This is a genomic window from uncultured Anaerovibrio sp., assembly GCF_947302755.1.
Taxonomy (GTDB): domain Bacteria; phylum Bacillota; class Negativicutes; order Selenomonadales; family Selenomonadaceae; genus Anaerovibrio.
Genome location: NZ_CAMYWM010000014.1, coordinates 1 through 19,552, shown reverse-complemented (window position 1 = coordinate 19,552; position 19,552 = coordinate 1). Strand labels below are relative to the sequence as shown.

Here is a 19,552-nt window from a genome sequence, read left to right as displayed (position 1 = left end):
CAAGCCGACTAAATCAGGCCGGAGGAGAAAAATTCTGCCTGAAGGAGCCGCCGATATACAGGATCGCTTAACACTGTGACCAAGGGGAGATTACAGCCAATATGGAGAAATGGATTCTTACTTTCTATCATTATTCATCTTAATTTTGATTAATTATAATTAATTTTGACCGATATTGGTTGACTTTGACTGACTTTGGTTGTATTATAAATACAGAAATCAAATTTAGGAGAGTGGTAGCCGTGCTTACCGAGGAGAGGTACGCAGCTATATTGCAGATTTTAGCGGAAAAAAAGGCGGTGACTGTTCTTGAGCTGACCAAGGCCCTGCAGATTTCGGAGTCCACTGTGCGCCGGGATTTGACTGCTTTACATCGCAGCGGCAGGCTGTACAAGGTATACGGTGGTGCAACAACCATTGATAACAATTATTCAAATGCCGAGGAGGACATGCAGACCAAGTGGGATTTGTATCCGGAGGAAAAGGTGACGATTGGCCGCAAGGCGGCGGATCTTATCAATTGTGAGGATTTTGTTTACATCGATGCAGGCTCCACCACATTGCATCTCATTGATTTTTTGACGGACAAGGGTGCGACCTTCGTTACTAACGGTATGCAGCATGCAGCCCGTCTGTTATCCAAGGGCTTCAAGGTGTTCATTATCGGTGGTGCGGTAAAGGCGGTCACTGAGGCCGTGGTGGGAACCGAAGCCCTGAAAAGTCTCGAGCACTACAATTTTACCAAAGGCTTTTTTGGTACCAACGGAATAAGCCCCAAATCCGGCTTTTCCACTCCCGATGCCGATGAGGGGGCGGTTAAATCCGCGGCTTTGGCCCGATGCAAAAGAGCCTTTATACTGGCCGACCGGTCAAAGTTTAATAAGATTTCACCAATTACCTTTGCCGGTATTTCCAGTGCAACCATAATAACTGGAAGGCTGGAGGATAAAAAATATCGTGATTATACCACCGTTTTGGAAGGAGAGTGAGGGCATGATTTACACCGTAACCTTTAATCCGTCACTGGATTATATTGTGCGTCTGGATCATTTTACCGCCGGTGAAATTAACCGGGTAAACTATGAACAGATTTTAGGCGGTGGCAAGGGAATAAATGTGTCAATTGTACTGAAAAATTTAGGGCATGACAGCACTGCCCTGGGATTTGTGGCAGGCTTTACCGGTGAAGAAATCAAGAGACAGCTGGGGGAATTTGGTGTAAAAAGCGATTTTGTTCAGCTGGATCAGGGCTTTAGCCGGATAAATGTCAAGGTTAAGGCTGACAGTGAAACGGAAATAAACGGACAGGGCCCGAACATCAGCGAAAATAAGCAGGCAGAGCTTTTTGCAAAATTGGATAAATTGGAGGCTGGCGATACCCTGGTGCTGGCCGGTTCCATTCCCAAAGCATTGCCGGATGATATCTATCAGCGGATTATGGCCCGACTGGATGGCAAGGGAATCCGTATAGTGGTTGATGCGGAAAAGACCCTTCTTCTGAAGGTATTGCAGTATCATCCATTTCTTATCAAGCCCAACAATCACGAGCTGGGAGATATGTTCGGCGTTAAGCTCACCAGCCATGAGGAAATACTTACCTATGCCAGGAGGCTGCAGGAAAAGGGAGCACAAAATGTTCTCATATCCATGGCCGGGGAGGGAGCTATTCTTCTGACAGCAGCCGGAGAGTCCTATAGGTGCCCGGCACCAAAGGGAACCCTGGTGAACTCTGTAGGAGCAGGGGATTCCATGGTGGCCGGCTTTATCACCGGCTTCATGGAATCAAATGGGGATTTTGAGCAGGCCTTCCATATGGGCGTAGCCACCGGCTCGGCATCGGCTTTTAGCGAAAACCTTGCCACCCGGCCGGAAGTGGAGGAGCTGCTGAAAGGTATTGTGTAATCGCCGGTAGGCATTATCTATATAATTTTTATAAGGGGAGAGAAAATTATGCGTATTACCGACATGCTCAAAAAAGAGAGCATTATCTTGGGAGCACGGCCGGCAGATAAAAATGCCGCCATTAATCAATTGGCTGATCTTATGGAGGCCGGCGGCAATTTGTCCGACAAGGCTCAGTATGTAAAGGATGTGCTGGCCCGTGAAGCTTCCAGCAGTACGGGACTGGGGGACGGCATAGCAACCCCCCATGCTAAGAGTGCAGGGGTAAAGGCTGCTGGTTTGTCTGCCATGACGGTTCCTGAGGGAGTTGATTTTGATTCCCTGGACGAAGAGCCAAGCCGGTTATTCTTTATGATTGCTGCTCCGGAAACGGCCTATGATGAACATCTGGAAATTTTGTCCAATCTGGCTACCATGCTGATGGATTCAGATTTCAAGGAGGCACTGGTGGCAGCTAAATCCAAGGAAGAATTTTTGCGTATCATTGATGAAAAGGAAGCTGGGAAGTTTGTGGGCAGTGCCGCTGCTGTAGCTGCTCCAACCGCCAATTACACTCAGGTTTTGGCTGTTACGGCCTGCCCAACGGGTATTGCCCATACCTTTATGGCAGCTGAAAGTCTGGAGCAGCACGCCAAAAAGCGGGGCATCACCATCAAGGTGGAGACCAATGGTTCCAGCGGTGCCAAGAATGTGCTGACGGCAAAAGAAATCAGGAAGGCTGATGCCATTATTGTGGCAGCTGATAAGAATGTTGCCATGGCCCGGTTTGACGGAAAGCCAGTCATTATAGCCAAGGTGGCCGACGGTATTAACAAGGCGGATGAGCTGATTGATCGCGCTTTGTCCGGCAATGTGCCAATTTATCACGCCAGTGGTGCCGAAGGAACAGAAGGGGCTGCTGATGTGGAGGGTGAAAGCCTGGGCCGGCAGATTTACAAGCATTTGATGAATGGCGTCAGCCATATGCTTCCATTCGTGGTAGGCGGCGGTATTCTTATTGCCCTGGCCTTCCTCTTCGATGATTATTCCATAGATCCAAGTAAATTCGGTTCCAATACGCCATTGGCGAAATTCCTCATGGATATCGGCGGTGCCTCCTTCGGCTTTATGCTTCCTATCCTTGCCGGATTTATTGCCATGTCCATTGCCGATCGTCCAGGTCTGGCCGTAGGCTTTGTAGGCGGTGCACTGGCCAGTACCACCGGCTCCGGCTTTTTGGGAGCTTTGCTGGCAGGCTTTGTGGCAGGCTACAGTGTAAATCTTTTGAAGAAGGTATTTTCCGCCCTGCCTGAATCCCTGGAGGGTATCAAGCCAGTTCTCCTGTATCCTTTCTTCGGTATTCTTCTTATCGGCGTTATCAGCATGTTTGTCATTGCCCCTCCGGTAAGTGCCATTAACACCTGGCTGGTGGATACGCTGAAAAATATGGATCCAAATGCCAAAATCATTTTGGGTATTGTTATGGGCGGCATGATGGCTATCGACATGGGTGGTCCTATCAATAAGGCGGCTTATGTTACCGGCACAGGGCTGTTGGCCTCCGGTGAATATAATGTTATGGCGGCCGTTATGGCCGGTGGTATGGTACCACCTCTTGCTATTGCCCTTTGTACTACTCTCTTCCCTAACCGCTTTACTGAAAGCGAGCGGAAGGCTGGTATCACCAACTATGTTATGGGTATGTCCTTCATTACGGAGGGTGCTATCCCATTTGCAGCCAGTGATCCATTGCGGGTAATTCCTTCGGTATTTCTTGGTGCGGCTACTGCCGGAGCACTGTCCATGGCCTTTGACTGCACCCTGCAGGCACCTCATGGCGGTATTTTCGTAGTACCTACCATCGGTAATGCCGGCATGTACCTGGCCGCCATTCTTATTGGCGCAGTGGTGGGCTGCATTGTAATGTCAGTACTGAAAAGACCGCTGAAGCAGTAATTTGGTCATAGGGTGGGAGCTTATTAATATTCCCGACCATTTATCCTTTGACGGAACCTTAACCTAATAAGTTTAACAGGCCTTTGGCAGCAGTGTTCCAATTAACGTTGGAATGCTGACGCCGAAGGCCTTTTTGTTTGATTTTGACAGTTATTATTGATAAAATTGCCTAAGACAGTGTTTATCATGTATATAAGGTAATTTTTTGATGGGAGCTGACCTGTTATGCCTTTGGAATTTGTCAGGAACGATATAACGAAAATGAAGGTGGATGTAGTTGTTAATTCCGCTAACCCTAGAGCTATAGTAGGGGGCGGTGTGGACAGGGCGATTCATAAGGCTGCCGGACCGGAGCTGCTGATTGCCCGGCAAAGGATTGGGAATATTGCCACGGGAAAGGCCTTTATTACCCCAGGCTATAATCTCTTGGCACAATATGTAATACACACCGTTGGTCCTGTATGGCAGGATGGAAAGCATGGGGAACGGGAGCTTTTGGCCGATTGCTACAAAAATTCCCTTCAGCTGGCAGCAGACTACAGCTGTAAAGCTATAGCCTTTCCATTGATTTCTGCCGGCATATTCGGATGTCCGCCGGAAATTGCCATTGCTGTCGCCACTAGGGCAATTCGGGAATTTATTGATGAATATGATCTGGATGTATATATGGTGATGTTTGACAGAGAGTCCTTTAAAATATCCAGCAGCTTGTTCGATGATGTGCAAAATTATATTGATGAAGTGTATGTAGATGAGCACTTAGCCCAGGAAAGCTGTAATAATTATCAGCGCAGACGGGAGCGGGAGGCAGCTCTATATAGGAACCGAGGCACTGATTCCCGTTCCTTGGATGAAATATTGAATGATATGACAGATACCTTTTCAGAAGCCTTGCTTAAGCTTATTGATGCCAAGGGAATGACTGATCCCCAGGTGTATAAAAGGGCCAATATCAATCGCAAGCATTTCTCGAAAATACGCAATAACCAAGCTTATAAGCCAAAAAAGTCCACCGTTTTTGCTTTGTCCATAGCCTTGGAGTTGAATATAGCCGAAACCAGGGAGCTGCTGGCCCGGGCGGGTTACGCCTTTTCCCACAGCAACGTGAGCGACGTAATTATTGAATACTTTATCAAGCAGGGAAAATATGATATTGATACTATTAATCAGGTGCTGTTTGAAAAAGGGGAACCTACATTGGGCGTATAAGTATTTTTACTATGAACACTTAGTGAGCACAAGCCTATGGTGCAGTGGGAGCTTAATGTTCGTTGTAAGGGCGTAGTGCGAAATAATCTTTCGCACGAAGTTTTCTATATAAAATGTCACCTGACAGGAGACCACCCTTCGGATTATTTATGGTAGATTATATTCAGAAGCTGAAAGATAAAGGCCAGATATGAAGGGAGCGGTTGATATGATTAAAGTAAGTAATGTAAGTATTACTAAAATTAGCATTACCAAATTAGATACGGACGTAATTGTAAATGCGGCTAATATGCAGCTTAGACCATACGGTGCTGTTTGCGAAGGAATTTTTAAAGCAGCTGGATATGAAAAGCTCTCGGCTGTCTGCCAAAGTATCGGTCATTGCGAAATTGGTTCAGCAGTAGTTACCCCCGGATTTGATTTAAAGTCAAAGTATATTATTCATGCAGTAGGTCCTGTATGGCATGGTGGAAAATTCAACGAGGGAAAGCTCTTATATAGTGCATATAAGCAATCGCTGCGTTTGGCAGTGAAAATTGGCTGTACATCCATTGGATTTCCTTTAATATCTTCTGGTGCAAGTGGTTATCCGGTAGAGAAGGCTTGGAGAAAAGCTTTGCAGGCATGTTATGATTTTTTGGAAGATGAAGGTGAGATTGATATTGTTTTTGCAGTTAACAGTGATAAAGTGTTGGGAGTTGGGGGAAAAATTTTAGACGAATTATTTCCGCCTTTAGGTGCTGCAACAAAAAATGATTGGAAGATAGTAGCTATGCCTCAAAAGCATGAATTATTCATTCTTGAAAGGATAATTACTCAGAAGGAAATGGATATTCTGCGCAAGGGGAATATTCCTGAATCCATGGATGATAAGTGGTTTTGGTATATGGAGGGCAATACACTGTATGCCCATCGTAGTTGGACTGGAATTTGTATATATGAAATAATATTTGGAACTGACGGTCATCATTTTGTCAAAGTTAATAGAGATCCTGATCAATATAAGTGTACCAGTATAGAAGAGGATCTGGAGACATTAAATATGTTGCTGGACTGGTGGACACAGCCCCAATATGACTATTACAATGAATGGTTGATGGAAACTCATAATTCAATGAAGAAGGCGGGCCTGATACCAGAGGATGAAGAGGAGTGATTATATATGTATGGCGCAATTTTAGGCGATATTATTGGTGCTCCTTATGAGTTTGACAGAGGGGATAAGACAAAAGATTTTCCACTGTTTTGTGATAATTCAAAATTTACTGATGATACTGTTATGACTGTAGCAGTGGCAGAGGTTTTGCTCGATAATGTCGATGGTAAATTTGATTCTGATGTGGAAATACTACAAGCTTTAGTTAGTTCTATGCAAAGCTGGGGAAGTGAATACCCTAATGCAGGTTATGGAAATATGTTTAGCAGATGGCTGGAGACTAATAATCCTCAACCTTATAACAGTTTTGGTAACGGTTCAGCTATGAGGGCTTCAGCTGCTGGTTGGCTTGCTGCCAGCCTGGAGGAAGCAATGGGATTAGCTTATCTTACGGCAGTAGTAACACATAATCACCCAGAGGGCCTAAAAGGTGCTCAGGCTGTAGCAGGCTCAATATATTTGGCCCTAGAGGGAAAGGACAAAGAAGCAATAAAAACGTTTGTTACAGATGTTATTGGGTATGACTTATCCCGATCCTGTGATGAAATTAGGCCAGAATATCACCATGATGAAACCTGTCAAAGATCTGTACCGGAAGCCATAACGGCTTTTTTGGAAGGTGAGGATTTTGAGGATGTAATTAGGACTACTATTTCTTTAGGTGGTGACACAGATACACTGGCATGTATAGCCGGAAGTATTGCTGAGGCCTATTATGGTATTCCTGATGAGTTAGTTGCTGAGTGTCGAAATTATTTACCAGAAGAAATGCTAAAAATAATAGACCGTTTCTATAGAACCGTTGATAAGGTTTTTGTTCCACTGGTGGATAAAGAAGGTACATCAGTACATCAGGTGTTGAAACAAGGAATGAAGAATTGAAATTATCAGTTATAACTGATAAAAAAGCAGATTTTTTCATTTTGACGGTTATAACTGATAAAATACCAAAATAATTGATTTTAGCGGTTATAACTGATAAAATCGTCTATAGAAAGCATTTATCAGTTATGATTGGGGTGATAAACATGATTAAGCGTGATTTATATATGAATCGGATACGGCCCTTTATTAATAAGGAACTGATTAAGGTAATTACTGGTATTCGCCGCTCCGGAAAATCTATTATGCTGGAATTGATAAAAGGTGAATTGCTGGAGCAGGGCGTATCAGCCAACAATATTTTCTCCTATAATTTTGAATCAATGGCCAATGCCCATCTATGTACCCCGCAGGCGTTATATTCAGAATTGAATGATAGGATAAAAAATATAGATAGCAAAGTGTATCTTTTTTTGGATGAAATACAGGAAGTTACAGATTGGGAGAAGGTAATAAATTCTTGTAGGGTGGATTTTGACTGTGATATTTATATTACTGGTTCCAATGCCAAACTTTTATCTGGTGAACTGGCTACTTATTTGGCTGGCCGCTACGTGGAGTTTGCCATATACCCCTTTTCCTTTAAAGAATTTATGCAGATGTACCGCTCAAAGTATCCACAAATTACAGATGGAGAGGCTTTTAAAAAATATATTCAATACGGTGGTATGCCATATTTGGGAGAATTGGATTATCAGGATACTCCTTCAATTCAATATTTGCAGGATTTGTATAATTCTGTGGAATTAAAGGACATCGTGAAGAGAAATAAAATCCGTGATATAGACTTGTTGGAGCGAATAATGGTTTATGTTATGGCCAATATAGGCAACACATTTTCAGCTTCTTCTATTTCAAAGTATTTCAAAAGCGAAGGCCGAAATGTTTCAACTGAAACAATTTTAAATTATATTCATTCCTGCATGGACGCGTTTTTATTTTATTCGGTAAAACGTCAGGACTTGGTGGGGAAAAAGCTACTTAGCGTTCATGAAAAATACTATTTGGCTGATCATGGTATAAGGCAGGCAGTATTAGGCTCCAATACTCAAGATATAGCTCTGGTACTGGAAAATATAGTATTTTTGGAATTGATTCGGCGAGGCTACGAGGTTACTGTGGGAAAGATTAATAACAAGGAAGTCGATTTTATTGCCAAAACACCGCAAGGCTTGATTTATGTACAGGTATGTTACTTATTGGCTTCGCCGGAAACAATAGAGCGTGAATTTGGTGTATATGAGAATATTAAGGATAATTATCCCAAATATGTACTGTCCATGGATGAATTTGATATGAGCAGGAATGGGATAAAACACAAAAATATCAGGGATTTTTTACTAGGAAATCTTAGCGAATCAAATCCGAAGGATGCAGATGAGCTTTAGATTTCGTTGTAAGGGCGTAGTGCGAAAAACCGTTTCGCACGAAGTTTATTGATAAATTTTTTCAAAAATCATCAATTATGGTATAATGTTCTGTACGATTGTTTGATGTTGAGAGGATGTAGCAATTTGACTTTAAATAGAGAAAAGAAGTACTTAAAGATGCTGACATATGGCTGTCAGATGAACTTCAGTGATGCGGAGCGTATGGAGGGGGAGCTGGCCAAGCTGGGCTATGAGTCCACTGAGGATATGGATAAAGCTGACCTTATTATGATAAATACCTGTGCTGTCCGGGAAAATGCTGAGGACAAGGTTTATGGCAAAATCGGAGAGATTAAGCATCTCAAGCGGAAGAATCCTGACCTTATTTTTGGTATCGCTGGCTGTATGGCACAGAAGGAAGGGGAGAAGCTGATAAAGCGGGCTCCCCATATTGATTTTGTGCTGGGTACCAATAAAATTCAGGAGGTAGCTTCCACCGTTTCCAAGCTGGAGCAGGCTCAGGAAAAGCACATCGTTGACACGGAAATCAACGAACAGGACATGCCTGAGGCTGTATCAATCCACAGAAAGACGGCTTTGTCCGCTTGGGTGCCAATTATGTATGGCTGCAATAATTTCTGCACCTATTGTATCGTTCCTTATGTAAGGGGGCGGGAGCGGAGCCGTATGCCGGAGGATATCGTGGCTGAGGTTCAGGAGGCCGTGAAGCAGGGCTACAAGGAGGTTACTCTCCTTGGTCAAAATGTTAATTCCTATGGTAAGGACCACAAGAAGGCCACCTTTGCTGAGCTTCTTTCAATGGTGGACCAGGTGGAGGGCATTGAGCGGGTGCGCTATATGACCTCCCATCCCAAGGATTTAAGTGATGCTGTAATTGAGGTTATAAAAAACAGTCAGCATATCTGTACCCATTTTCATTTGCCGGTGCAGCATGGCTCCAACCGAATATTGAAGGCCATGAATCGCGTTTATACTGTGGAGGCCTACAAGGAGCTGATTACCAAAATTCGTCAGGTCGTGCCTGAGGCCACCATTACCACAGATATTATAGTGGGGTTCCCGGGGGAAACGGAGGAGGATTTCCAGCAGCTTCTGGATTTAATGGCCTGGGTCCGCTATGATCAGGCCTATACCTTTATTTATTCCAAGCGGTCCGGCACTCCGGCGGCCAAAATGGAGGAGCAGGTGGATGAGGCTGTGAAGCATGACCGTCTGAATCGCCTTATGGAGCTTCAAAATAAAATAAGTCTGGAAAAAAACCAGCAGCTTCAGGACAAGGTGGTAAAGGTTATGGTGGAGGGACCAAGCTCCAATGATGACAAGGTATGGTCCGGCCGGACCTCCGGCAATAAGCTGGTGCTGTGGCCATATCAGGGACACGAAAAGCCTGGGGATTTGGTGGAAGTAAGGATTTGTCAGCCTCAGACCTGGGTGCTGAAGGGGGAACTGGCGTAAGCTTTCCTATGGATTGCTGGCGCAGGTATAGATTGTTGGCATATTTACAGATTGCTGGGGTAAGCCCACTAATAGATATAGTTAGATAAAAGGAATGGTATTTTCATGGAAATAACACCAATGATGCAGCAATATATGGCCATAAAGGAGCAGCATCCCGATGAAATCCTGTTTTTCAGAATGGGAGATTTTTATGAGATGTTTCTGGATGATGCGGTGACCGCCTCCCGGGAGCTGGGACTGACCCTTACCAGCCGCAGCGGTGATGTAAAGAAAAATCCCATGTGTGGTATTCCTTATCATGCTGCTGAAAGCTATATTACAAAAATCGTCAATAAGGGCTATAAGGTGGCTATTGCGGAGCAGATTGGTGACCCAAAGGCCAAGGGCCTTACCAAGCGGGAGGTTATTAAGGTTATTACCCCGGGAACCATTTTGGAGGAAAGCGCCCTTCAGTCGGCCAATAACAATTACATTGCCTTGGTTTATGAAGCTGAGGAGGAGGTTGTACTGGCTGGGGCGGATATTTCCACTGGCGAGTGCTTCTATGGGGTTTATACCGGGGACGACCGTTTCCAGGCCCTCTATGATGAGCTGTACCGCATTATGATGCCGGAGCTTATTATTTTAGGTGACCCCTCCTTTTTAGGTGATTTAAAGACCTTTATTGATATGCGTATGGCGGCCTGTGCCTTTACCCGTATTGAGGCACCTGTTAAAAATGTGGATGATTTGATTATTCAGCATTTTGATGTAAACAATCGCCCGGCTGGCCGTGCTGCCAGTGAAGCGGTGGCCACTATGCTGGGCTATCTCCACGATACGGTGCGAACGGATTTGTCCCATTTGTCCCAGCTCACCAAGCTGGATTTTGCCAATAATCTGGTTATTGACACCTATACCCTGAGAAATCTGGAAATCACCCGCAACCTTCGGGATGGGGGAAAAAAGGACACCCTTCTTGACGTATTGGATTTTACCGATACGGCCATGGGCACCCGCCTCTTGAAGAAGTGGCTGGAATATCCCCTGATAAATATTGGGCAGATTAATCAGCGTCTGGATGCAGTGGAGGAGCTGGCCAATGATTTTATCCTTCGTGGGGAGCTGAAGACCTCCACCAAGTCCATATACGATTTTGAACGTTTGCTGACCCGTATTGAGGTGGGCTCAGCCAATGCCCGGGATATGGTGGCCCTGAGAACCTCCTTTATGGCCCTGCCTGCCGTAAAAAATCTCCTGGGGGGCAGCCAGTCCCCGCTGCTGCAGAAATGTCATGAGGGGATTCATCTCTATGAGGATTTTGTGGACCTGTTAAACAGGGCCATTGTGGATGCCCCGGGCCTTACCATTCGTGATGGAGGGATAATCAAGGAGGGCTACAATGAGGAGCTGGACGAGTACCGTAAGATTTCCAGGGACAGCAAGCAGCTCCTGCAGGAAATGGAGGAAAAGGAAAAGGAAGCCACTGGCATACGGGCCCTGAAAATCGGCTACAACAAGGTTTTTGGCTATTATATTGAGGTGCGGCACAGCGGTACGGAGCTGGTTCCTGACCATTATGTACGGAAGCAGACCCTGGCCAATGCCGAGCGGTATATTACCCAGGAGCTGAAGGAATTTGAAACGAAAATTCTGGGAGCAGAGGAGAAGATTGTAAACATTGAGTACAATCTGTTTATGGAAATCCGCGATACCATCAAGGCCAAGCTGGGAGATATTCAGGAAACTGCCAAGCATATTGCAGTTCTTGATGTGCTTACGGGCCTTGCTGAGGCGGCCAGTGCTTATAACTACGTGCGGCCCCGGCTGGTGAATAATGGGCAGATTGATATAAAGGATGGTCGCCATCCTTTGGTGGAGCGGATTTTGACCCGGGATTTGTTTGTGCCTAATGATACCCGCCTAAATCACACTGAATGTGAGATTATGCTGATTACGGGCCCCAATATGGCTGGTAAATCCACCTATATGCGCCAGACCGCCCTGCTGACCCTTATGGCCCAGGTGGGCAGCTTTATTCCGGCACGGGAAGCCACCATTTCCCCGGTGGACAGAATATTTACCCGTATAGGTGCCAGCGATGATCTCGTAAGCGGTCAGAGTACCTTTATGGTGGAAATGAATGAGGTGGCCCAGATTTTGAAGTACGCCACCCGTGACAGTCTGGTTATTTTGGATGAAATTGGCCGGGGCACCAGTACCTTTGACGGCATGAGTATTGCCAGGGCAGTAATTGAACACATTCGGGAGCATATCCATTCCAAGACCCTCTTTGCCACCCATTACCACGAGGTTACGGACCTGGAGGACGATTTAATAAAGAATTATTGTATTGCAGTCAAGGAAAAGGGGAAGGATATCAGTTTCCTCCGCCGCATTATCCCGGGCTCTGCGGATAAATCCTATGGTATTCACGTTGCCCGTCTGGCGGGGCTTCCCAAGGCAGTAACCCAGCGGGCAGAGAAAATACTGGCAGCTCTGGAGGCGGAGGACGCCAAGGCAGACAGTATTCCGTTGACCAAAAAGCAGGAAAAGGCCAAGGAAGTGGCTGAGTCCGATGATATGATGGTATCCTTGTTTGGCAATACCATTAGCGATGAATTATTGAGTATGGATGTAATGACCATGACCCCGATTGAGGCCATGAATACCCTGTATCGCTTACAGCAGCAGGCCAAAGAGGAGGCGGGACGAGGATGAGCTTTGTACATGTTCTGGACGATAACACTATCAATAAAATAGCGGCTGGTGAAGTAGTGGAACGACCGGCGTCAGTTATAAAGGAATTAATCGAAAATGCCATGGATGCCAAGGCTGACCGCATTGAAGTGGAAATCATGGCAGGAGGTACCAGCTTTATGCGGGTATCGGATAATGGTATCGGTATGAGCATGGAAGACGCGAAGATGGCCATCCGGCGTCATGCCACATCGAAAATCATTAAGGTTGAGGACCTGATGGATATAGATACCCTGGGCTTTCGTGGTGAGGCCCTGCCAAGTATTTCCGCTGTGTCCCGTTTTACTCTGCAGACCCGTCAGGCCGGGGCCGAGCTGGGAACTGAGGTGAAAATTATCGGGGGCAAGGAGCCGGACATCGGTGAAACGGGCTGCAGTCTGGGTACCACCATTCGGGTGGAGGATTTGTTTTTCAATACCCCGGCCCGGAAAAAGTTTATGAAAACCAATAACACCGAGGCCAGCAAGATAAACGAGTTTATAATAAAGCTGGCTATTTCCCGGCCGGATATTGCCTTTAAATTTATCAATAACAATAAAACCTCCCTGGTGACGCCGGGCAATGGCAATCTTCACGATACGCTCCGCAGTATTTACGGTGGCTCAGTGGGGGATGCCCTTTTGGGTATGGATTTTGCCGACGCTGATATTACCATCAAGGGATATATTTCCAAACCATCCACCATCAGGAGCAACAGAAATTGGCAGACCTTTATCGTTAATGGACGGATTATTTCCAACCGGGCCATGGCCAAGGCGGTGGACAATGCCTATTCCTCGCTTATTCCCAAATCCGGCTATCCAATGGTGGCCCTTATTATGGAGGTGGCCGCCAATTCCATTGATGTAAATGTTCACCCCCAGAAAAGTGAGATAAAGTTTGAGGATGAGAGCAGAATTTTTAAGGCGGTATATAAGGCAGTGCTGGATGCGGTGCGGCCCCATGGCGCGGCTCTGGGGAATATTGCGGCCCAGGTGGAGCGTCCCGAACGGCATTTTACCGGAGCTCCTGCTTCCATGACGGCGTCCAAGCCCGTTATGGAGCCCCTTATTGATGAAATGCATTTTGTACCGGCAGCACAGCCCCGGGCAATCGGCGGAGCCAGCTCCGCAGGTCATAGCAGCTATACTCCCTCCAGCCTCCCATCCTCGGCGTACCAGTATCGGGTGGAGCAGCAGGCCAGAACCCTGCAGGAGGCCCAGGGGGAATTGTCCCGGCTGAAGGGGGAGGGCTTGGCGTCGCTTGGTGGGCTGGTGGCAAATGAACCGGAGACCACCATACAAGGGGCTTCTGCCACCGTACATGGGGCAGCGGCCCGTGTAAATGAGACAGAGGCAGTCACAAATGGGGCAGCGGCCAATTTAAATGAGGCAGAGAATGTCATAAATGGGGCAGCTGGCACTGTAAATGAGGCAGAAATAACCATTAATGGGTCAGCGGCCACTGTAAATGAGGCTGTTATAGGCTCAAATGGGGCAGAAGCAACGGTACTTGAAAATAATGTACTGATAGATAGGGAAACGGGGGAAGTGATTGGGCAATCGGCGGGTATCAGCACCACGCCCATGGTTCCTATCGGTCAGGTGGACAATACCTATATTATTGCCCAGGATGCGGACGGCCTCTATATTATCGACCAGCACGCTGCCCATGAGCGCATATTGTACGACCGGTTTGCGGCTATGACGGAGCGTATACCATCCCAGCAGCTGTTGGTGCATCTCATATTGGATTTCAGTGAACGGGAAGCCCAGCTTATTGAAAGCAATCTGGAGATGTTCCACAGCCTGGGCTTTGGCCTGGAACCAAGTGGGCCGGATCAGTATCGCCTCATGGAAATTCCGGCGGATATTCCTGTGGCCGAAGCTGAAAATACCATTAGGGAGATATTGGTTTCTCTGGAGGATATGCATCAGCTCAGCGCGGCGGAAATTCGTCATGAATGCCTGGCCATGACCGCCTGCAAGGCCGCCATAAAGGCCGGCTTTGAGCTGAATTTCCGTCAGATGGAGATTATTTTGGATGAGCTTAATAAAACCGCTATGCCGTATACCTGCCCCCACGGCCGGCCAACGATTTTGAAATTCAGCAGTGATGAGCTGGCCAAGATGTTTAAGCGCACCGGCTTTTAACGAAGCAGGCAGCTCCCGCCTCTGCAGGCGGGGATACGTTTACGCTGCTCACATACATAGGGAGAATTAATGTTAAATACCATTGTTACAACAGACCGAAAAAATCATAGGGAAAGTATTGCGCTGGCCGCCTATGCAGCAGAGAAGCTGGGAATAAGGAATGTTAAGCGGAATAGGGCGGCTCTGCCTGAATTGCGTGATGAATATGGCGTAGATAATATTCTGGTGGCCAAAAAGGGCAGCTTTGTGTTGGATACCCGTGAGGGGGAGCTGTTTTTTCACCCTAATATGTCCCAGCTTCGTATAAAAAATATTCGCATGGGGGATGAGGATCATATGACGGCCGCCATGGCGTTACAGGAGGGCATGAGCGTTTTGGATTGCACTCTGGGCTTCGGGGCTGATGCCATAGTGGCCAGCTTTGTTACGGGAGAAGGGGGCAGTGTCACCGGTCTCGAGGCCAGCCCCCTTATTGCCTTCATTACCGGAGAAGGCATGAAGCATTTTCTCGCCACCAATTACGAGCTTCATAGTGCCATTAAGCGGGTAAATGTTATAAATGCTGATTATAATGATTATTTAAAGACTCTGCCCGATAGGTCCGTTGATGTTGTTTATTTTGATCCCATGTTTCGTCATCCATTAAAGGACAGCCATAATATAAATCCTATTCGTGCCGTGGCTGACCATCGGCCTTTGTCAATAGAGGCTGTAAATGAGGCCAAGCGGGTCGCAAGACATCGGGTGGTAATGAAGGAAAACAGCCGCAGCCTGGAGTTTGCCCGTCTGGGCTTTGACACCATTGTGGGAGGCAAGCATTCCAAGGTGCATTATGGCGTTATTAAACTGTAGGTGTAATTGATAAAATGATGAAGTATAATATTCCTGACAAAGTCATCATGACTTCGTGGAGGTAATTTTAAATTTTTTGGAGGTGCATAATATGTCACTTAAAGAACAGCTGGCAAATGATATGAAGGAAGCAATGAAGGCCAAGGAAAAGGACCGCCTGGCCGTAATTCGCATGGTTAGAGGTGCCATTAAGCAGCAGGAAATTGACAACAAGGTTGAGCTGGACGATGATGCTGTAATAGCCGTTATTAGCAAGGAGGTTAAGCTGCGTAAGGACTCCATCGCAGATTTTGAAAAGGGTGGTCGGTCTGATCTGGTAGCCCAGAATGAAGCCGAGATCGCTTTTCTGATGCCATATTTGCCACAGCAGTTATCTGAGGATGAGGTACGTGCCTTGGTGAAGGAGGCTGTGGAGCAGACTGGTGCTTCCTCACCAAAGGATATGGGCAAGGTAATGGGGGCACTTATGCCAAAGATTAAAGGCCGTGCGGACGGAAAGCTGGTCAATACATTAGTGAAGGAAGCCCTGAATTAAGCAGGTGATGGGATGAAAACAGTCTATCCGTCATTTTATAAGGAGTTTTCCTGTATAGCCAGTGATTGCGGCCACTCTTGCTGTAAGGGGTGGGAGATAGATATAGACAAGGCCACAGCGGAAAAATATCTGAAATTTGAAGGAAGTCTGGGGGATGAGCTAAGGGCTAATATATCCAGTGCCAATGGTGTGTATTCTTTTGGGCTTGCTAAAAATGGAGCTTGCCCATTTTTACAGGAGGATGGCCTCTGTAAGCTGATTTTGTCAGCAGGCGAGGAAATTATTTGCGAGATATGTACCAATCATCCCCGTTTCTATACTGTTCTCAATGATTACGAGCTGGCGGGGGTAGGCCTTAGCTGCGAGGTTTCCTGTGGGCTGCTTTTCCAGGCTGGTTCACTGGAATTCAATATTGAAGGTCAGAGTGATAATCTGAGCTTCTCTGAGCTTTTGAAGCTATTGGGAATAAACATGAAAAAGGAACAGCAGACATTTCATCCCGGTCTTTCCCAGAATGATGCCCTTGAGGTTCTGGAAATAATAGGAAATACTGAACCCATTGATGATAAGTGGCGGGAGGATATTGCTGTATATTTGCAATATGCCCAGGAAAATCCTAAATTTCTTGAAAATTATGAGCGAATAATGCCACACCAGACCTTTCAGCGTATATATCAATATATAATGTACCGTCAGTTGGAAAAGCTCAGTGATTACAGTCTGGAGGATTTGCTGATTTATACAGATATATCCACGGAATATATTTTTATAGCAGCAGCCATTACTGGTGATTTGCCTGAAGCCATACGCCGCTGGTCAGAGCAGATAGAATATTGCCCGGAAAATGTGGCGATGCTCTTGAAAATGTAGTTTCATCCGATATTAGATATTAACGGGTAAAAACAAATCAGGTCAGTTCCGCATAGCTTTTGGGGTATCTGGCCTGTTTTGTGTTTGTTAAGGAAAATATACTGGATTTATGATGTTTGCATGTAATATTGATTCATTTTTGGAAAATGAGCTGGTGAAAATAAGGGACTATTTCTATAAAATGATGGCGAATTTTCCCAATGCTTCTTTTAAAAAAATGCTGGAGGAGCGCAAGGAATGGCTGCCACCTGTATATATTTCAGATGAAGTAATAGTTATTCCAAAAGCGAATGGCCCCTTTGATAAGCAGCTGGGAAAATCCCTTAAAAAGGGATACAGTGTATTTATATACCATAAGGCAGTGAAGGAATATTGCCGCACATTTCATTTGGATAATGAATATGAATGTGTTTTAAGCATGGTACTGGCCCATGAATTTTTTCATTCTCTGCACCGAATATGGGATGAAAGGGCCTTTTTGCAGGATGCCAGCCCCAGAACGGGAATATCTATGGAAAGAAAGCACCAGCTGACGGAGTCTTTGGCAGATTATTTTGCTTTTTCTTGGTTGGAAAGCAATGCAGATGGCGATTATGCAAAGGTGGCCCAGCACCGAAAAAGCCTGTGGCAGGAATACACCTTCGCTAATTGGCCTTACAGTGCCGCCTTGGTGTTTGTGAACAACCCCAATAAGTTTTTTGAAATATTGGAGCTGTTGAAGCTGAAACCTGCTATGGCAAATAGCTCTTTCTACTATAGAAGTAGTGAAAATTCCTGATTAGGTAACTTTTTTTCGCCTAAGAAGATGGAGACTTAGCACCCGTTAGCTCTGTATTAATTCGACTACACTCAGTGGGAGTATAAATCTCCCACTGAATAAGTCTCATTGAACAATAGCCCTATATAACTATTTGCTTACATAGCTGCGCAGGGCTTCGGGGATTTTATCCCACTGAATGTCATTGGCAGCTATCTTATTTTGTAAGCCCCAGGCGGCGGCTATACCAGCTGGATGCGCATGGAGGCCTGCAGGATAAAGCTGGCACTTATGCATCGACCGGCAACAATCAGGTTGGAAATCTCATTGGTGATTAATGCCCGGTACGGTATTTCATAATAGGCCCCCTTAGGCAGCTTTTCACTGACCTTTTCCCCGTGGGCATCAATAAACCAAGCCGTGCGGGCTACAGCATCGGAAAAGCGGCTTTGGTTGTGATAATCGTCCTCCACCATGTAGTATTTTCCCCGTATTCGCCAAGATTCCCTGGCACCCAGCATGGAGGCCTCCTTGGCCAGATAGGCCTTTTCAAAGCCGGGCATATGCCTGATAAAATACTGGCTGATACGATTTATCATCTGACGGCCGGCCATGACTCCCCGGCTGTAGGACAATGGGTCAGAGGCACTGAACTGCAGCGGCAGCTCCGGGCAGTTCATGGAAATGTGACCAGGCTTGCCCACAATGGCAAAGGCCTGCATGTATTCAGCATCCTCCTCGGTCAATTCACCGGATTTTATGCCATCCACCATGAATTTTTCCAATACATATTGTCTGGTACGGTGTCTGGCTTCCGCAAATTCATAGTGAGGTGGCTTGGTAGGGCAGAAATCATCTCCCAGCTCCACCGTAACGTGCTGATAAACCTTGTCTAAATCTACGCCGCCCATTTCAAAGCGGAAGCTCATGGGCTGGTTATTGCCCGTCTTTTCAAAGCCATGCTCACTGGGCACACCGGCACTGCGGGCTAAAATGGCATCGCCGGAGCAATCAATAAAGGTATTGGCCTTTATGGCCCGTAACCCGGCAATGGTTTGAACAATACAGTGGGTAATGGTGTTATTTTTCTTTATTGCATCCACAAATACTGTATTATACAATACCTCAGTGTGGGCCTCCTGACACATTTCGTCGTAGATAAGGCTCAGGGCCTCAGGATTGGTCCAAATCCCCACCTCACTGCCCTCATGGTGGTCATTGTAGTCAATACCATGGTTTTCCAGCTGCTGCTTCAGCTCCCTGACAAAGGCAGTGTCGCTGTCCGGGGCCCAGGTGGTCATACAGGGAATAACATTGCCCATGGTCTGCAGGCCGCCCAGGGTAATACCCTTTTCCACCAGGACGGTTTTGGCTCCCCGTTTACCGGCACTGACAGCTGCGGCCACGCCGGAGGGGCCACCCCCCAATACGCAGACCTCCGCCTCGTACAGCAGGGGAATATCATGACCCCCGTATTTGATTTTTGTATCGCTGGACTCAGCCGCGCTGGCTGCCTGATTGTTGGGTAATTGAGCCATCATTAAGCCGGTAGTGGCAATACCGGCCATTTTGAGAAAATTTCGTCTTGAGATTTTAAAACGCATATAAAATTCCTCCTACTTGAAATATAGTCTCTTGGAAACATAATAACAAATGACAATTAATAATTCAAATTATTCACCATATGCTTTATAACGCCATTGTTCAAATTTTTCTTCTTTATAAGAAAAATCT

The 19,552-nt window shown here is 46.1% G+C and carries 15 protein-coding genes; 14 read left to right on the top strand and 1 reads right to left on the bottom strand.

From position 1 onward, the window contains the following. Positions 1-242: 242 nt before the first annotated feature. The 14 genes from Q0Y54_RS02815 (at position 243) to Q0Y54_RS02750 (ending at position 17,839) form a co-directional block, all read left to right on the top strand. The gene (locus tag Q0Y54_RS02815) at positions 243-989 is read left to right on the top strand and encodes a DeoR/GlpR family DNA-binding transcription regulator (protein ID WP_297964071.1); all 747 of its coding nucleotides are present in this window, start codon (positions 243-245) and stop codon (positions 987-989) included. A 4-nt stretch (positions 990-993) separates the two neighbouring features. Further along, positions 994-1,902, top strand: a complete 909-nt coding sequence (pfkB, locus tag Q0Y54_RS02810; RefSeq protein WP_297964069.1) for a 1-phosphofructokinase — start codon at positions 994-996, stop codon at positions 1,900-1,902. 48 nt (positions 1,903-1,950) lie between these two features. Further along, complete coding sequence (locus Q0Y54_RS02805; protein WP_297964067.1) at positions 1,951-3,837, top strand: fructose-specific PTS transporter subunit EIIC; 1,887 nt, start codon at positions 1,951-1,953, stop codon at positions 3,835-3,837. Positions 3,838-4,062: 225 nt separating this feature from the next. Further along, entirely contained in the window at positions 4,063-5,046 is a 984-nt protein-coding gene (locus tag Q0Y54_RS02800; RefSeq protein ID WP_297964065.1) for a macro domain-containing protein, read from the top strand. A 190-nt stretch (positions 5,047-5,236) separates the two neighbouring features. Further along, positions 5,237-6,202, top strand: a complete 966-nt coding sequence (locus Q0Y54_RS02795; protein WP_297964063.1) for a macro domain-containing protein — start codon at positions 5,237-5,239, stop codon at positions 6,200-6,202. A gap of 6 nt (positions 6,203-6,208) precedes the next feature. After that, positions 6,209-7,084 (top strand): ADP-ribosylglycohydrolase family protein, encoded by an 876-nt coding sequence (locus tag Q0Y54_RS02790; protein ID WP_297964061.1) that lies wholly within the window; start codon positions 6,209-6,211, stop codon positions 7,082-7,084. A 128-nt stretch (positions 7,085-7,212) separates the two neighbouring features. Continuing rightward, positions 7,213-8,472, top strand: coding sequence for an ATP-binding protein (locus Q0Y54_RS02785; RefSeq protein ID WP_366072163.1), 1,260 nt, complete (start codon positions 7,213-7,215; stop codon positions 8,470-8,472). A 159-nt stretch (positions 8,473-8,631) separates the two neighbouring features. Next, positions 8,632-9,930: a tRNA (N6-isopentenyl adenosine(37)-C2)-methylthiotransferase MiaB gene (gene miaB, locus Q0Y54_RS02780; RefSeq protein ID WP_297964094.1), complete on the top strand. Its 1,299-nt coding sequence runs from the start codon at positions 8,632-8,634 to the stop codon at positions 9,928-9,930. A gap of 105 nt (positions 9,931-10,035) precedes the next feature. Further along, positions 10,036-12,633, top strand: a complete 2,598-nt coding sequence (mutS, locus tag Q0Y54_RS02775) for a DNA mismatch repair protein MutS (RefSeq protein ID WP_297964060.1) — start codon at positions 10,036-10,038, stop codon at positions 12,631-12,633. Next, positions 12,630-14,804, top strand: a complete 2,175-nt coding sequence (mutL, locus tag Q0Y54_RS02770) for a DNA mismatch repair endonuclease MutL (protein ID WP_297964058.1) — start codon at positions 12,630-12,632, stop codon at positions 14,802-14,804. Before mutS ends, mutL begins: the two co-directional genes overlap by 4 nt. Before the next feature lie 69 nt (positions 14,805-14,873). Then, a complete protein-coding gene (locus Q0Y54_RS02765; RefSeq protein WP_297964056.1) occupies positions 14,874-15,656 on the top strand; it encodes a class I SAM-dependent methyltransferase in 783 nt (260 codons plus the stop codon). Positions 15,657-15,747: 91 nt separating this feature from the next. Next, positions 15,748-16,191, top strand: coding sequence for a GatB/YqeY domain-containing protein (locus Q0Y54_RS02760; protein ID WP_297964054.1), 444 nt, complete (start codon positions 15,748-15,750; stop codon positions 16,189-16,191). A gap of 12 nt (positions 16,192-16,203) precedes the next feature. Further along, on the top strand, positions 16,204-17,061 hold the full coding sequence (fliB, locus tag Q0Y54_RS02755; RefSeq protein ID WP_297964052.1) for a flagellin lysine-N-methylase: 858 nt from the start codon (positions 16,204-16,206) through the stop codon (positions 17,059-17,061). A gap of 109 nt (positions 17,062-17,170) precedes the next feature. Further along, entirely contained in the window at positions 17,171-17,839 is a 669-nt protein-coding gene (locus Q0Y54_RS02750) for a hypothetical protein (protein ID WP_297964050.1), read from the top strand. Positions 17,840-18,060: 221 nt separating this feature from the next. Here Q0Y54_RS02750 and Q0Y54_RS02745 read toward each other — a convergent pair whose 3' ends face one another. Continuing rightward, on the bottom strand, positions 18,061-19,422 hold the full coding sequence (locus tag Q0Y54_RS02745) for an FAD-dependent oxidoreductase (protein ID WP_297964048.1): 1,362 nt from the start codon (positions 19,420-19,422) through the stop codon (positions 18,061-18,063). Positions 19,423-19,552: the final 130 nt, after the last annotated feature.

Coding starts and splice junctions, on each gene's coding strand:
- pfkB (WP_297964069.1), top strand. CDS start 994: ATGATTTACACCGTAACCTTTAATCCGTCACTGGATTATATTGTGCGT.
- Q0Y54_RS02805 (WP_297964067.1), top strand. CDS start 1,951: ATGCGTATTACCGACATGCTCAAAAAAGAGAGCATTATCTTGGGAGCA.
- Q0Y54_RS02800 (WP_297964065.1), top strand. CDS start 4,063: ATGCCTTTGGAATTTGTCAGGAACGATATAACGAAAATGAAGGTGGAT.
- Q0Y54_RS02795 (WP_297964063.1), top strand. CDS start 5,237: ATGAAGGGAGCGGTTGATATGATTAAAGTAAGTAATGTAAGTATTACT.
- Q0Y54_RS02790 (WP_297964061.1), top strand. CDS start 6,209: ATGTATGGCGCAATTTTAGGCGATATTATTGGTGCTCCTTATGAGTTT.
- Q0Y54_RS02785 (WP_366072163.1), top strand. CDS start 7,213: ATGATTGGGGTGATAAACATGATTAAGCGTGATTTATATATGAATCGG.
- miaB (WP_297964094.1), top strand. CDS start 8,632: ATGCTGACATATGGCTGTCAGATGAACTTCAGTGATGCGGAGCGTATG.
- mutS (WP_297964060.1), top strand. CDS start 10,036: ATGGAAATAACACCAATGATGCAGCAATATATGGCCATAAAGGAGCAG.
- mutL (WP_297964058.1), top strand. CDS start 12,630: ATGAGCTTTGTACATGTTCTGGACGATAACACTATCAATAAAATAGCG.
- Q0Y54_RS02765 (WP_297964056.1), top strand. CDS start 14,874: ATGTTAAATACCATTGTTACAACAGACCGAAAAAATCATAGGGAAAGT.
- Q0Y54_RS02760 (WP_297964054.1), top strand. CDS start 15,748: ATGTCACTTAAAGAACAGCTGGCAAATGATATGAAGGAAGCAATGAAG.
- fliB (WP_297964052.1), top strand. CDS start 16,204: ATGAAAACAGTCTATCCGTCATTTTATAAGGAGTTTTCCTGTATAGCC.
- Q0Y54_RS02750 (WP_297964050.1), top strand. CDS start 17,171: ATGATGTTTGCATGTAATATTGATTCATTTTTGGAAAATGAGCTGGTG.
- Q0Y54_RS02745 (WP_297964048.1), bottom strand. CDS start 19,422: ATGCGTTTTAAAATCTCAAGACGAAATTTTCTCAAAATGGCCGGTATT.